The organism is Erwinia oleae, assembly GCF_000770305.1.
Classification (GTDB): Bacteria; Pseudomonadota; Gammaproteobacteria; order Enterobacterales; family Enterobacteriaceae; genus Erwinia; species Erwinia oleae.
In genome coordinates this window covers 113304-129141 of sequence record NZ_JNVB01000014.1, presented here as the reverse complement: position 1 = coordinate 129141, position 15838 = coordinate 113304, and the positions used below count along the sequence as shown (strand labels likewise).

Genomic DNA, 15838 nt, shown 5'->3' with positions numbered 1-15838 from the left:
GCAATTATAATCTCGCAGGCAACGATCCTGCGGGAACTTACAGAGAAGCGGATTATGTTGCAGTTCATATTCCGACGTTTGGGGCTTGTCATCCCAACGTTTATTGGTATCACCCTGTTAACCTTCGCGTTTGTGCATATGATCCCCGGCGATCCGGTGTTGATTATGGCAGGCGAGCGCGGAATGTCTCCCGAACGTCACGCGCAGCTTATGGCCCAGATGGGTCTGGATAAGCCGCTGTGGCAGCAATATGTCTCCTACGTCTATGGCGTGCTCCATGGCGATTTAGGCATCTCACTGAAAAGCCGCCTTCCGGTGTGGGAAGAGTTTGTGCCGCGCTTCAAGGCCACCCTTGAACTGGGCTTCTGCGCGATGATTTTCGCCGTTGCCGTCGGTATTCCTGTTGGCGTGCTGGCTGCGGTCAAACGCGGCTCAATTTTCGATCACACTGCCGTTGGTATCTCCCTGACCGGTTACTCAATGCCGATTTTCTGGTGGGGCATGATGCTGATCATGCTGGTTTCCGTGCAGCTTAATCTGACGCCGGTTGCCGGGCGCGTTGGCGATACGGTCTTTCTGGACGATACACAGCCGCTCACCGGCTTTATGCTGATTGATACCCTGTTCTGGGGCGAACCGGGCGACTTTAAAGACGCCGTCATGCACATGATCCTGCCTGCCATCGTGCTGGGCACCATTCCCCTGGCGGTTATCGTGCGCATGACGCGCTCGGCGATGCTGGAAGTGCTGGGCGAGGACTATATCCGCACCGCGCGCGCCAAAGGCCTGACGCGCATGCGGGTGATTGTCGTCCACGCCCTGCGCAACGCAATGCTGCCGGTGGTCACCGTTATCGGTCTGCAAGTGGGCACGCTGCTGGCGGGCGCCATTCTGACCGAAACGATCTTCTCCTGGCCAGGCCTTGGCCGCTGGCTGATCGATGCGCTTCAGCGTCGTGACTATCCGGTGGTGCAGGGTGGCGTACTGATGGTGGCAACGCTGATCATTCTGGTCAACCTGCTGGTTGATGTGCTTTACGGCGTGGTTAACCCGCGCATTCGTCACAAGAAATAAGGGGGCCAGAATGACCGTTATCGATCCGGGCAGCGTTCCGGCTGCACCCAAGCCCATGACGCCTGTTCAGGAGTTCTGGCACTACTTCAAGCGTAACAAAGGCGCCGTCGCGGGCCTGGTGTACGTGGTGATTGTTTTTCTGGTGGCCATTTTCGCCAACTTTATCGCGCCGCACGCGCCATCCGAGCAGTTTCGCGACGCGCTGCTGCATCCGCCGGTCTGGCAGGACGGCGGGAGCTGGCAGTATATTCTTGGCACCGACGACGTGGGTCGCGACGTGCTGACGCGCCTGATGTATGGCGCACGCCTGTCGCTGCTGGTCGGCTGTCTGGTGGTGGTACTGTCGCTGATCCTCGGCGTGATATTCGGCCTGATCGCCGGTTACGTCGGCGGCGTGACCGATGCCATCATTATGCGGCTGGTTGATATCATGCTGGCCCTGCCGAGCCTGCTGCTGGCGCTGGTGCTGGTGGCGATTTTCGGCCCGTCCATCGTCAACGCCTCGATTGCGCTGACCTTTGTGGCGCTGCCGCACTATATTCGTCTGACGCGCGCGGCGGTGCTGGTTGAGGTCAATCGCGACTATGTTACCGCATCAAACGTGGCGGGCGCGGGCGCGATGCGCCAGATGTTCATCAATATTCTGCCTAACTGCCTTGCGCCGCTGATCGTGCAGGCTTCGCTGGGTTTCTCCAACGCCATCCTGGATATGGCCGCGCTGGGTTTTCTGGGAATGGGCGCGCAGCCGCCAACGCCGGAGTGGGGCACCATGCTCTCCGATGTGTTGCAGTATGCGCAAAGCGCCTGGTGGGTGGTGACCTTCCCCGGTCTCGCTATCCTGCTGACCGTTCTGGCGTTTAACCTGATGGGCGACGGCTTACGCGACGCGCTCGATCCGAAACTCAAGCAGTAAGAGGCACCCGATGGCATTACTGAATGTAGATAAACTATCGGTGCATTTCGGCGACGAGAAGGCACCGTTCCGTGCGGTAGACCGCATCAGCTATCAGGTCGAACAGGGCCAGGTGGTGGGAATTGTGGGCGAATCCGGCTCCGGTAAATCGGTCAGTTCGCTGGCGATTATGGGGCTGATCGATTTCCCCGGCAAAGTGATGGCCGATAAGCTGGAGTTCAACCAGCGCGACCTGAAGCGCATCTCTGAAAAAGAGCGTCGCCAGCTGGTAGGTTCTGAAGTGGCGATGATTTTCCAGGATCCGATGACCAGCCTGAACCCGTGCTATACCGTGGGCTATCAGATTATGGAAGCGATCAAGGTGCATCAGGGCGGCAACAAGCGCACCCGCCGCCAGCGCGCTGTCGATCTGCTGACGCAGGTGGGCATTCCCGATCCGGCATCAAGGCTGGACGTCTATCCGCATCAGCTCTCCGGCGGCATGAGTCAGCGCGTGATGATCGCGATGGCTATCGCCTGCCGTCCAAAGCTGCTGATCGCCGATGAACCGACCACCGCGCTGGATGTGACCATTCAGGCGCAGATCATTGAGCTGCTGCTCGATCTTCAGCGTCAGGAGAACATGGCGCTGATCCTGATTACCCACGACCTGGCGCTGGTCGCCGAGGCGGCCCAGCATATTATTGTGATGTACGCCGGGCAGGTGGTGGAAACCGGCAAAGCGGTCGATATCTTTAAAGCGCCGCGTCATCCCTATACGCAGGCGCTGCTGCGCGCGCTGCCTGAGTTTGCTGTCGACAAGGCGCGTCTGGCATCGCTGCCGGGCGTCGTGCCGGGTAAATATGATCGCCCGAACGGCTGCCTGCTCAATCCGCGCTGCCCCTGGGCCACCGACCGCTGCAAGGCTGAAGAGCCGGCGCTACGCGATATTCCGGGGCGTCAGTCCAAATGTCACTATCCGCTGGATGACGCCGGGAGACCAACTTATGAAGCCTGAACACGATAATTCGACGCTGCTGATGCAGGCGATCGATCTGAAAAAGCACTACCCGGTGAAGAAGGGCCTGTTTGGCCAGGAGCGTCTGGTCAAGGCGCTGGACGGCGTCTCGTTCAACCTTGAGCGCGGCAAAACGCTGGCGGTAGTTGGCGAATCCGGCTGCGGTAAATCAACGCTCGGTCGGCTGCTGACGATGATCGAAACGCCGACCGAAGGACAGCTTTTCTATCAGGGGCAGGATCTGCTCAAGCACGATCCGCACGCGCAAAAACTGCGTCGCCAGAAGATTCAGATCGTCTTCCAGAACCCGTACGGATCGCTGAATCCGCGCAAGAAAGTCAGCCAGATCCTTGAAGAGCCGCTGTTGATCAATACCGACCTCAATAAGGCCGCGCGCCGTGAGAAAGTGCTGGCGATGATGGCGAAAGTGGGCCTGAAAACAGAACATTACGATCGCTATCCGCATATGTTTTCCGGCGGGCAGCGCCAGCGTATCGCTATCGCGCGTGGGCTGATGCTCGATCCGGACGTGCTGATCGCCGACGAACCGGTTTCCGCGCTGGACGTGTCGGTACGCGCGCAGGTGTTGAACCTGATGATGGATCTGCAACAGGACCTGGGGCTCTCCTACGTCTTTATCTCGCACGATTTGTCGGTGGTAGAGCATATTGCGGACGAAGTGATGGTGATGTATCTGGGCCGTTGCGTGGAGCGCGGCAGCAAAGAGGCTATTTTTGCCAATCCGCGCCATCCCTACACCCAGGCGCTGTTGTCGGCCACGCCGCGTCTCAACCCGGACGAGCGCCGCGAGCGCATTAAGCTGACCGGTGAGCTGCCAAGCCCGCTGAGTCCACCGCCGGGCTGTGCGTTTAACGCCCGCTGCCGTCGTCGTTTCGGCCCGTGCACGCAGCTTCAGCCTAAGCTGAAGCAGTATGGCGATCAGCAAATCGCCTGCTTCGCGGTTGATCAGGAAGAGGGCGTGCCGGTCGGCAAATGATCGCATGCGCAACCTCATTGAGGAGCGGGCCATCGGCCCGCTCTTTTTTTTGCCAGCGGCCTGAACAGTGAAGACTTTTGTCAAAAAAGCAGGCGTAACAGTAGATAATTTGATAATTGTCGCTAAAGTAATATAAAACACAGAATGATTAAATTAGTTTGCGCTGTGAATGAGATGCGCGCCGTTATTGCTGTTCTTGCCTGATTTCATTACTTCACTCGTGAATAATCACATTGTTGATTAATCGATTACGCCAAATAAAATAATTTCCGCCCGCAAACAGTTAAATTATCATGATAAGAATCATCTGATGAAAAAAATAATTGTATGTTATATTGCCGCCAAATCTCCTGCTTCCGCGATCGCTTCCAATGAAAAGTTATGATGATCTACAGCGTTTTAAAGAAAAAACGCAGACAAACCATATCGAATTCAAGGACATGTCCGATCAGACCAGGGACGCTGACAGCACCAACTGGGCCATCATTAAGCAGTTAAAAAATGAGGGTCTGGATCAGGGGCTGGGCAACGGTCAGCGGCTGGACGTGCCTGCGCCTCAGCCCATTGCGGCTGATATTTTTGCTGTCTTGCAAACGCCCGCGCAAGGCCGTGCGCCCGTTGAGCCGCACGCCGCCTCCCGACCTGTGGTGCGGCCTTATGCCGCGCCCGCGCAGCAGCAGAGCGTTGCCACCTTCGTTGCCGCCAAACCGGCTGCCCAGAGCGCAGATTCGCTGATGAGCAGCATCTCTGCTTCGCTTAAGCCCGCCGCACCTGAAACGGCCGCGCCCGCAGAGTCAATCGCGCCGATACCGCCAGAGCAAATCGCGCCGCAGCAGGCCCCGGTACAGCACGCTGTCCGGCCGGTGGAATCTGCTGAGCCGCCGCGTTTTAAACAGCTATTCAGCCCAACGCCCGACGCCTCATCGATCACGTTATCGAAAGAGACGTTGCTGCAACCTTTGTTGGAGAGCATTGCCTCATGCCGTTAGTTTGCGTTTGTTCGCCCAAGGGTGGCGTGGGTAAAACCACCCTTGCGGCTAATCTGGCCTACACGCTGGCGCGCAGCGGCAGCAAGGTGCTGGCCATCGACTTCGACGTGCAGAACGCGCTGCGCCTGCATTTCGGCGTTCCGCTCTCTGACGGGCGCGGTTTTGTCGCAAAATCTGCGGAATCGCCGGACTGGAGTCAGTCAATCCTCACGACCGGCGGCAACATTTTTGTGATGCCGTATGGCGAGGTGACTGAAGAGCAACGTGTTGTATTTGAAGATAATCTGACGAAAGATCCTAACTTTCTGGCGCGAGGCCTGCACACCGTTCTTAACTATCCGGGACTGGTGATTGTCGCAGATTTTCCGCCCGGCCCCGGTCCGGCCCTAAAGGCAATGCGCGATCTTGCCGATTTACATCTTGTGGTGATGCTGGCGGATACCGCTTCTCTCTCGCTGTTGCCGCAGATTGAAAATGACAGACTGATTGGCGGCGCACTGAATCAGCGTACCGGTCACTATTTTGTTATTAACCAGAGCGACAGCCGCCGCCATATCAGCCGCGATGTCACAGCCTTTATGGAGCAGCGACTGGGAGACAAACTGCTGGGCGTGATTAATCGTGATGAGAGCGTGGCGGAAGCCAATGCCTCGCAGCAGGCCATCTACGATTTCAGTCCGGTGTCTGCCGCTGCATTTGATATCGAACTGGTCAGCAAGCGCGTTGCCGCCCTGCTTGATATCAAAGTTGGCGGCGGGGAGATGCATGCCCCGATCAGATCGCGCTAGTGACATTGACGACAGAGATGCCCGCTGCGCCGTGGCCGCCTGCGTCACGATAAGAATGACTGTTTTGCTTTCAGGATGACTTATGAACAAAGTCCTGTACTACCTGCTGTTGCTGATATTATTCCCGGTTGCCGCCGTGATTGTGATTGTCCCGATGGACAGCCAGAAACAATATATTTTCGGGCTGATCAGCATCGCTATATTGTTTGTTCTCGGTTTTAATAAAAGCCGCAAAACATCTATGGTGATGGTGTTTCTTTCCGCCTTAATGTCTACGCGATATATATACTGGCGTGCGACCGAAACACTGGCATTTAATTCCGAAATTGAAGCAATCCTTGGCGTCGGCTTATTTATTGCCGAGCTTTACGTTTGGGGTATCCTGATTCTGGGCTACCTGCAAACATCATGGCCGCTTAAGAGAACCATTGAGCCGATGCCGGATGACGTCAGCCTGTGGCCCACCGTGGACATTTATGTCCCCAGCTATAACGAAAGCCTCGATGTGGTACGCGACACCGTGCTCGCCGCGCAGTGCATCGATTACCCGCGCGATAAGCTGAAAATTTATCTGCTGGACGATGGCAAACGCAGCGAGTTCGCCGTTTTCGCCGCCGATGCGGGCGTCGGCTATATCACCCGTGATGACAACCGTCATGCCAAGGCGGGCAACCTTAATCATGCCATGCGCATCACCAAAGGCGAGCTGATCACCGTTTTCGACTGCGATCACGTGGCTACGCGCGCATTTCTCCAGGCGACCGTTGCGCCTTTTTTGAAAGATCCAATGCTGGCCCTGCTGCAAACGCCGCACTACTTCTACTCGCCCGATCCCTTTGAACGCAACCTGAAGGCCGCGCGTGAAATACCGAACGAAGGCGCGCTGTTTTACGGGCCGGTTCAACAGGGCAATGACAACTGGAACGCGACCTTTTTCTGCGGCTCGTGCGCGGTGATCCGTCGCTCAGCGCTGGAAGAGATTGGCGGCTTTGCCACGGAAACCGTGACCGAAGATGCGCATACCGCGTTGAAAATGCAGCGTCGCGGCTGGAAATCCGCCTTCCTGTCGCTGCCGCTGGCGGCAGGCCTTGCGACCGAACGCCTCGGCCTGCATGTGATCCAGCGTACCCGCTGGGCGCGCGGCATGACGCAGATTTTCCGCGTCGATAATCCGCTGTTTGGCCGTGGGCTGAAGTGGCAGCAGCGCCTGTGCTATCTCAATGCCATGCTGCACTTTCAGTTCGGTATTCCACGGGTGATATTCCTTACCGCACCGCTGGCCTATTTGCTGTTCAACCTGAACATCATTCACTCTTCCGCCAATCTGATTTTTGCCTACGTGCTGCCGCACCTGGTGATGTCGCTTTACGTTAACTCGCGTATGAACGGCCGTTTTCGCGCCACCTTCTGGGGCGAAATTTATGAAACGGTAATGGCATTCCACCTGGTTATTCCTACGCTGTTGACCATGATTTCCCCAAAGCACGGCAAGTTTAACGTGACCGATAAAGGCGGCCTGCTCGACGTTGGCTTCTTTGACTTCAATATTGTGCGCCCGCACGTGATCTGCGCCATGCTGCTGCTCATCGGCGTGGCCAGCGGCGTGGTGCGCGCCGTGGCCCATGACTACTTTGGCGTTGATCCTTACGTTATTGCGCTGAACGTCGGCTGGGCGCTGTTCAGTCTGGTGATCCTGATGGCGGCCATTGCCGTGGCGCGCGAAACCAAACAGACGCGTAAAACCATCCGTATCGACGTTAAGATCCCGCTGGTGCTGCACTACGCCAGCGGTATTTCGTCGCGTTCAACTACGGTGAATTTATCGATGGGCGGCGCGCAGATTGCCGCGCCGGATTCACGTCATGAAGACGATGCCATTGAAGCCATCGATCTGATGTTGCAGACCGGCGCCATTTCCATTCCGGTGAGCATCATCGGTGCCGAAAACGGCGTGGTTCGCCTGAAGTTTGATGAGATCCCGCTGTCGCGTCGTCGCGAGCTGGTGCGCGTGGTGCTCTCACGCGCCGATGCGTGGATCAAACCGGAAGGGCCGAAAGACAGGCCGCTGCGCTCGCTGTTGACCATTATTCGTACCGTGTTTGAGCTGTTCTGGCTGACATGGAAAGATCGTCGTGCGAAAAAACATCACCCGGCGGCGAAGGTTGAAGAGGATAGCGTGGTATGAAGCGTCTGATTTTATCCGCGCTCTGCGCCTTAACGCTGAACAGCGTGTGGGCCGCGCCTGACGACAGCGTCACCCGCGACAGCAGCGCGCTGTCGCAGATCCCGCCGCCTGCGGGCGTAGGCAACGCTGTGCAACAGCCGCAGGCCGCAGCCGAGAGCCAGAGTGCCGCGCCGGTTGCAACAGCGCCGACCGAACCGCAGCAGCAGAGCGAGCCGCAGCCGACGGAAGCACGGCCGGACGACGCCCAACAGCCCAACGACGCCCGGCAGCCGAACGGCGCGCAGGCGCAAAGCGCGCCTCAGCCGGAACAAGCTCAGCCGACGGACGCGCAGGCGCAAAGCGAGCCGCAGCCGGACACCGCACCAAACGCAGCGGCGCCGCTGCCCGTGCTGCCGCCGATGGAGGAAACACCGGAAACACAGCAGCCACCCGAAGCCGTTAATCAGCCGCTCTCCAGCACCCTCTCCGTTGAGCAAATGGGGCAGACCGGCGGCGTTACGCTAACCGGCGGCCAGTTGCAGTCCGGGATCGTTTTTACGTTGCCAACCGACGAAGTGATCACCAACGCGCGCCTTAATTTGTCGCTGCGGGTGTCGCAGGCGCTGGCGGCGCGTAACACCTCGCTGCAACTGATGCTGAATGGCCAGCCGCTTGGCACGCTGCCGCTCAACGCCTCCGACAGCCCGAGTGAGGATTACCAGCTTGATATCCCGGCCGCAATGGTGGTTTCCAGCAACAATCTCAGCTTCAAGATCAATGATGCCGACCAGCTGCTGTGCGAACGCGACAGCGCCAGCCAGTATCAGGTCACGGTTCTGCCGAAATCGACGCTGATGCTGGAAGGCCAGCAGCTCAATATTGGCAACACGTTGCGCAATTTCCCGCGTCCGTTTATCGATCCCTTACGAATGACTGCCTCCAGCGTGCCGATGATCTTTGGCGCCACGGTCACGCCGGGCGAAGTCAGCGCAGCGGCGCTCCTCTCTTCCTGGCTCGGCATGCAGACCGACTATCGCGGCATCCGTTTCCCCGTGCTGCGCGACGAGATGCCGGAGAAAAACGGTATCGTCTTTGCACAACCGGGTGAGTGGATTGGCGGGGTGCTCATACCGCAGGTCAGCGGGCCGACGCTGCAACTGGTCGACAATCCGGCTAACCCGGTTTACAAGCTGATGCTGGTGATCGGCAAAAACGACGACGAACTGCGCCAGGCTGCCGTGCGTCTGACGCAGCCGCTCAGCCTGGACGAGCCCTCGCTGGCGGTTGCCGCGCAGAGCGTGCCGCTGCGCAAGCCTTATGACGCACCGCGCTGGATTAATACCGATCGCCCGGTTCGCCTCAGCGAGCTACTGCGTAAGGATCAGAGCCTGACCGCCACCGGCATTTTCCACGATGCGCTGCGGGTGAATTTTCGCGCCGCGCCGGATCTCTTTCTCTGGGACGGCGACACGCTGCCGGTGCAGGTTGACTATCGCTTTCCGACAGAAAACTGGATCGACGAAGACAAATCCTTTCTCAACGTCAGCCTGAACGGCACCTTCCTGCGTAACCTGGCGGTAAATAAAGTGGGGCTGCTGGAGAACATCTGGCATCGACTGGGCGGCGACGCCCGGCTTGAAAACTATATGCTGAAGCTCGACCCTTATCTGATCTATGGCGACAACCAGCTCCAGCTCTATTTCAATATCAAACCCAAAGCGAACGCGCCGTGCGGCGTGCTGACGAATAATAATATCAAGAGCCGCATAGAAGATGACTCGTCGATCGATTTAAGCCATACGCGACACTTTACGCTGCTGCCGAATCTCTCCTATTTCGTCGGCGCGTCGTTCCCTTTCAGCCGCTATGCCGATTACTCGCAGACCGTGCTGATGCTGCCCTCAACCCCCAGCAACGTCGAAATCAGCACGCTGCTGGATATGGCGGGCCGCTCCGGCAACGCCACCGGCGTGGCGCTCAACCATAACAGCGTGATGTTCGGCATCCCGGCGGGCGGCAATTTGCGGCAGCGTCTGCAAAAGAGCGACGTGCTGGCCGTCTCCACCCTGACGCAAACGGCATTCAATCAGGCGATGCTGCAAAACTCGCCCTATAACGTCACCGCGCATTCGCTTGGCGTAAGGGAGCCGGATCTGCGGGAGAAACTGCGCGGCTGGCTGATCGGCGACTGGTATCGTCAGTCGGTGGATGCCGACCGTTACTTCTCTTCAAACGAAGACTGGCGCGGCTTTATCAGCTATCGCTCGCCGTGGAACAGCGGGCGGCTGGTGGTGATGACCGTCGCCACCGATGACGAACAGCTGGCGCGCCTGCACAGCGATATGATGTTACAGCGCATCAACGCAGGCATTCGCGGCGACACGGCGATCGTGACGGATGAAAACGGCGTTCGCAGCTTCCGCGTCGGCGCGCAGTTCCCGAGCGGCCAGATGCCGTGGTACATGATGGTGATATGGTACGCCAACCAGCACGCGGTCGGGCTGGCGTTCCTGGCGCTGTTGTTTGCGCTCATTGTCGGTCTGAGCACCAGCGTGCTGCTGAAGCGCCACGCCTGGAGACGGCTGAATCCACAGCACGATCCTAAAAACGCTGGCAGGAAGAAGTGAAAGCCATGATGAAAATGAAGATGCTGAGCGCACTCTGCCGCACGGGACTTGCTCTGACTGCCTGCGTGCTGGCCTTACCGGCGATGGCGGCGGACAGCACTAATCCGGCCCTTCAGGCGCTGTTCGATCAGGCCAATTACTGGCATCAGAAGGCGCATGACGATCTGGCGCGCGATGCGCTGAATAAAGTGCTGATGGTGGATGGCCGCAATACGCAGGCACTCTATCTGATGGCGCTGTGGGCGCAGCAGGGCGGCGATAATGCCACCGCGGCTTCTTATCGCGCCCGTCTGACTCAGGTTTCGCCGCAGGACCCGCGCCTGAGCGAGCTGGATAACGCCCGACAGCTGCAAACTATTCCCACCGCCCAGCTTTCTCTGGCCCGCCAGCAGGCGCGCAGCGGCAATATCGCCGCATCATTGCAAACCTGGCGTAACACCTTCAGCGGCAGCGAGCCGCCCGCCAGCGTTGCCGCAGAGTACTATCTGACGATGGCCGGGGACCGCGCGCTGTTGCCGCAGGCGGTGGATAACCTGCGGCAGTTCGCCGCCGCGCATCCACAGGATATCGGCGCAAAGCTCGCGCTGGGTAAGGCGTTGACCTATCAGGAGCCGACGCGTCGCGAAGGGCTTCAACTGCTTGAAAGCATGGCGGACGGTAATGCCGATGCGGATCGCGCACAGCGTCAGGCGCTGCTGTGGCTGGCGGCGCAGCCGGACGATGCGCCACTCTATCAACACTGGCAGCAGCGTCATCCACAGGACGGCGCGGTAACGGATTATTACCGGAAAACCGTCGGCGGCGCTGAAAAGGGCCAGGGCTTTACCGCCCTCAACAGCGGTGACGTCTCGGGCGCGAAAACCGCGTTCGACCGCGTATTGCAGGCCAACCCGCAGGATGCCGACGCGCTGGCAGGCATGGGTTACGTCGCGCAGCGGAATGGCAATTTTGCCGCCGCGGCGGACTACCTCGACCGGGCGGCGAAACTGGGCGGCGACAGCAGCCAGCAGCGTCAACAGCAGGCGGCGGACGCGCGCTTCTACGCGCAGCTTGCCGCCGCGCAGCAGGCGATGAAAAACGGCGATATCGCGCAGGCGCTGAGCCTCAGCGAGCCGCTGACCGCAGCGGAAGGCGAAAAAGGCGTGTCGGCGAAGCTGTTCCGCGCCGACGTGCAGCGCCGCAGCAACCAGCCGCAGGCCGCCGAACAAACCTATCGCGCCGTGCTGCAAAGCGATGCCGATAACCGCGCGGCGAAAGAAGGGCTGTTCTACGTGCTGCGCCAGCAGAACCGCAGCGCGGAAGCCAATACGCTGCTTGCTGCGCTGCCGGACAGCGTGCGGCAGAGCGTCACGCCGCGCCCCGCCGTCACCAGCGATCCCGTCCGTCGGCAGGCGAAGCAGGCGCTGGCCTCAGGAAATGCGCAGCAGGCAATCAGCCTGCTTCAGCAGGGACTTCAGCGCTTCCCAAACGACGGCTGGCTGCGGCTGGATCTGGCGCGCATCTACCAGCAACAGGGCAATACTTCGCTGGCGGCGGGCGTGATGCAGCCGGTTTTTCGCACCAACGCCAGCAGCAACGAAATCTACGCCGGCGCGCTATTCGCCAGCGAAAGCGGCGCATGGCAGCAGGCGCAAACGCTGCTGTCGCGCCTTCCCGCGCGCAATCAAAATGCTGAGGTGCGCGAGCTGTCGCGCCGCGTGAACTTCAATCTGCAAATGGCGGTAGCGCAGCAGTACCTGGCGCAGGGCGCCAACGCCGCCGCCGCCAATACCCTGCGGGCGCTGGCGACCAACCCGCCGTCTAATCCGGCGGACGCCGGTAATCTGGCGAAAGGGCTGGCAGAGGCCGGCGATTTGACCACTGCGGTTTCCGTGGTGCGCAGTAATATGCAGCGCGGCGTGCAGGGCAACGCGGGCGACTATGCCGCGCAGGTGGCAGTGCTGAACCAGGCAGGACTCAGTAACGAGGCGCAGCGTTTCCTCAATGACCCGGAACTGCAATCGCGCAGTACGCCGACCCAACTTGCCGGCATCCAGAACGGTTATCTGATAAACGAGGCGGATCGTCTGCGCAGTCAGGGCCAGTACGCGGCCGCCTATGACAAGCTGATCGGCGCATTGCAGCACGATCCACAGAATACCGACCTGATGTTTGCGATGGCGCGCCTTTATCAGTCCGGCAAGATGAATAAAGAAGCGGGCGTGGTGTATGACTACCTTATCACCCGCGATACGCCATCTCAGGACGCGCGCGTCGGCGCCATTGACGTGGCGCTGGCCAGCAATGACCTGCCGAAGGCGAAAACGCTGGCGGCAGGACTGCGCGGTGAACAAACGCCGGAGCGGCTGCTGCTGCTGGCACGCGTGGCGGAAGCCGACGGTGAACATCAGCAGGCGCTGGCTTACCTGCGTACCGCGCGCGGCAAGATGATTGGTCTTCAGGGATCGGAAAGCGGCTCAACGCCGGTCATCGGCGGTCTGGCGTTGACCGACAATCCGTTTATTAACCGCAGTACGCCTTCACAGCGTCGTTCGCCCTCCACCTACGGCACGGTTATGCCGTGGCAGCAGGCGCAAACGGACGCGGACACCCAAACGGCGAGCGTGCCTTCTCAACAGGCTCCGCAGAGCGCACAGAGCCGCACGCTGCATCAGATTGATACCATGATGGATGATTTGCAGACGCGCACCGGCACCTGGGCGCAGGGCGGCGTGCAGGTTCGCGGGCGCGACGGCGAATCCGGCCTCAGCAAGCTCACCGAAGCGAAAGCGCCGCTCACCTGGTCTTCGGTGCCTTATGGCAATACGCGTTTTGATTTTACGCTGATGCCGGTCACCCTGAGCGCAGGCAGCGCATCGGGCACGGCCGTCTCACGCGTGGGCACCCAGGCGCTGGAGCAGGGGCGTATCGCACAGCAAAATAACGTGACGCCAGGCAGCGTGCAGCTGAATTCACCGGGTTCGCAGAACGCTTCCGGCGTTGAGGTGAACCTTGGCCTGACCAATGACAATTTCAAAATTGACCTGGGCTCCACGCCGCTGGGACAGGATCTCAGCACGCTGGTCGGCGGCATTCAGTGGTCACCGAAGCTCAGCGATTACCTGACGCTGATCCTGACCGGCGAACGCCGGGCGATCACTGACAGTCTGCTCTCCTACGTCGGTGTGGAAGACAAGCTGAGCGGCAAGCGCTGGGGCCGCGTGACCAAAAACGGCGGTAACGCGCTGTTGAGCTATGACAACGGCGACGCAGGTTTCTATTTTGGCGGCGGCGCTTATAGCTATCTGGGCGAGAACGTTGAGAGCAACCAGAGCCTGGTGGGTTCTGCGGGTGCCTACGTGCGTCCTTTCCATGATGATAACGGCGAGCTGAAAACCGGTATCAGTATGAGCTGGATGGATTTCTCGAAAAACCTCAGCTATTACAGCTACGGTCAGGGCGGCTACTTCAGCCCGCAGGATTTTGTTTCGGTCTCCTTCCCGGTGGACTGGAGCAGAAACTATGACGATCTGAAGGTGAAAGTCGGCGGCGCGGTGGGTTATCAGTCCTACTCGCAGGACCGCAGCGCTTACTTCCCCACCGACCCGACCAAACAGGCGCAGCTTGAGGATTATGCCAGTGCTGGTTATGCCACCGAAGCATACTATGAAGGCGGTAGCAAAAACGGCCTGGGCTACAATCTTCATGCCGGTGCGGATTACAAGGTCAATAAAGACGTTACCATCGGCGGGCAGCTTGGTTACGATACCTTCGGCGACTATAACGAAAGCACCGCGCAACTCTGGTTCCGTTATATGCTGGGAGACAAATAAGCATGAGTGAACTGACTGAACGCACGCTGAATTATTATCGCCAGCAGCAGTACCAGCCGGGCTGGTTCGATCTGCTGAGCGCGATGATTCAGGGCATGTTGCAGAACGCGAGTGAAAGCGAAAGTCAGCTGTTTTTGCAGCAAATGGGCGATAACCTGGCCACGCGCTATCCGCTTGCGGCCTCGCAAACGGTAGGCGAACTCGAACAACGCATTAACGACGTTCTCGCTCGCTTCGGTTGGGGCTTTGTTGACCTGCAACCGCATGAAAACGCGATAGTGATTTGTCACATGGCGCTACCGCCCGGCGACGGCCTGATCGAAGCGCGGCAGTGGCGCCAGGCGCTTGGCGCGGTGCTTACCGGGCTCTACAGTCGCTGGCTGGCCGATCAGGGCGGCAGCACGGACGTGCCGCTGCGCTGCGAAGATCCTGACGATGAAACAGCGCTCAATTTCCGCTACCAGAGGTGAGGACTAACGTAATGTGGCTCAGGGCAGGGGTAATGATGTTAGTAATGATGCTGGGCTGCGCGCAGGCCACCGCGTCCGATGGCTGGAGCAGTTTTAAAAGCCGCTTCATGACTGCCGACGGGCGCATTCAGGACACCGGCAATAACAATGTCAGCCATACCGAAGGGCAGGGCTACGCCATGCTGATGGCAGTGTGGTACAACGATCGTAGCGGCTTCGACGGCCTGTGGCGCTGGACGCAGCAGCACTTAAGCAACCCGCAGAACGGCCTGTTTTACTGGAAATATAATCCGGCTGCCGCCAACCCGATTGCCGATAAAAATAACGCGTCGGACGGCGACGTTTTAATCGCCTGGGCACTGCTCAAGGCGGGCGAAAAGTGGCAAAACAATGATTATCTGCAAGCGTCGGATCGCATCCAGCGCGCGATTGTCGATCGTGATGTGGTCACCTTCGGCGGCCACACGGTGATGCTACCCGGTGAACAGGGGTTTAATAAAACCAGCTATGTGGTGCTGAATCCCTCCTATTTCCTGTTCCCCGCGTGGCGCGACTTTGCCAGCCGCAGCCATTTAGCGGTATGGAATAACCTGATCGACAGCGGCATGGATCTGCTGTCGAAAATGCGCTTCGGCGACGCTGGCCTGCCGACCGACTGGGTGGCCCTGAACGCCGACGGCACCGTTGCGCCCGCCACCGCGTGGCCGTCGCGCTTCAGCTACGACGCGATTCGCGTGCCGCTTTACGTCTACTGGTATGACGCCCAGAGCCTGCAACTTGTGCCGTTCCAGCGCTACTGGATGGGCTTCTCACGCCTGCAAACGCCTGCGTGGGTGGACGTGCTTAACAACGGCAAAGCCACCTACAATATGGCGGGCGGCCTGCTGGCGGTCAGGGATCTCACCCTCGGTCAGACCGATTTTCTCAGCGATCGGTTGGATAGCAGCGAAGACTACTACTCCTCCAGCCTGCATCTGCTGGCGTGGCTGGCAATGAAAGACAGGTAG

The 15838-nt window shown here is 59.2% G+C and carries 11 protein-coding genes; all 11 read left to right on the top strand.

Annotated elements, in window-relative coordinates; translation table 11 throughout:
• The first annotated feature begins 54 nt into the window (after nt 1-54).
• The 11 genes from dppB to GS12_RS06800 all read left to right on the top strand — a co-directional run bounded on the left by dppB (nt 55) and on the right by GS12_RS06800 (nt 15838).
• Nucleotides 55-1074: a dipeptide ABC transporter permease DppB gene (gene dppB / locus GS12_RS06850; protein ID WP_034945197.1), complete on the top strand. Its 1020-nt coding sequence runs from the start codon at nt 55-57 to the stop codon at nt 1072-1074.
• Between the two features lie 10 nt (nt 1075-1084).
• Entirely contained in the window at nt 1085-1987 is a 903-nt protein-coding gene (gene dppC, locus GS12_RS06845) for a dipeptide ABC transporter permease DppC (protein WP_034945194.1), read from the top strand.
• Between the two features lie 10 nt (nt 1988-1997).
• Nucleotides 1998-2984, top strand: a complete 987-nt coding sequence (gene dppD, locus GS12_RS06840; RefSeq protein WP_034945191.1) for a dipeptide ABC transporter ATP-binding protein — start codon at nt 1998-2000, stop codon at nt 2982-2984.
• Complete coding sequence (gene dppF, locus GS12_RS06835; protein ID WP_034945188.1) at nt 2974-3981, top strand: dipeptide ABC transporter ATP-binding subunit DppF; 1008 nt, start codon at nt 2974-2976, stop codon at nt 3979-3981. Before dppD ends, dppF begins: the two co-directional genes overlap by 11 nt.
• A 371-nt stretch (nt 3982-4352) precedes the next feature.
• Nucleotides 4353-4970: a cellulose biosynthesis protein BcsO gene (gene bcsO, locus GS12_RS06830; protein ID WP_034945186.1), complete on the top strand. Its 618-nt coding sequence runs from the start codon at nt 4353-4355 to the stop codon at nt 4968-4970.
• Nucleotides 4961-5758, top strand: coding sequence for a cellulose biosynthesis protein BcsQ (bcsQ, locus tag GS12_RS06825; RefSeq protein ID WP_034945183.1), 798 nt, complete (start codon nt 4961-4963; stop codon nt 5756-5758). Before bcsO ends, bcsQ begins: the two co-directional genes overlap by 10 nt.
• Nucleotides 5759-5840: 82 nt before the next feature.
• A complete protein-coding gene (gene bcsA, locus GS12_RS06820) occupies nt 5841-7943 on the top strand; it encodes a UDP-forming cellulose synthase catalytic subunit (protein WP_052118373.1) in 2103 nt (700 codons plus the stop codon).
• Nucleotides 7940-10549, top strand: coding sequence for a cellulose biosynthesis cyclic di-GMP-binding regulatory protein BcsB (gene bcsB, locus GS12_RS06815; RefSeq protein ID WP_034945181.1), 2610 nt, complete (start codon nt 7940-7942; stop codon nt 10547-10549). Before bcsA ends, bcsB begins: the two co-directional genes overlap by 4 nt.
• Nucleotides 10550-10557: 8 nt before the next feature.
• Nucleotides 10558-14361, top strand: a complete 3804-nt coding sequence (locus GS12_RS06810) for a cellulose biosynthesis protein BcsC (RefSeq protein WP_034945254.1) — start codon at nt 10558-10560, stop codon at nt 14359-14361.
• 2 nt (nt 14362-14363) lie between these two features.
• Nucleotides 14364-14831: a cellulose biosynthesis protein BcsD gene (gene bcsD, locus GS12_RS06805; protein WP_034945178.1), complete on the top strand. Its 468-nt coding sequence runs from the start codon at nt 14364-14366 to the stop codon at nt 14829-14831.
• Between the two features lie 32 nt (nt 14832-14863).
• Nucleotides 14864-15838 (top strand): glycosyl hydrolase family 8, encoded by a 975-nt coding sequence (locus GS12_RS06800; RefSeq protein ID WP_034945175.1) that lies wholly within the window; start codon nt 14864-14866, stop codon nt 15836-15838.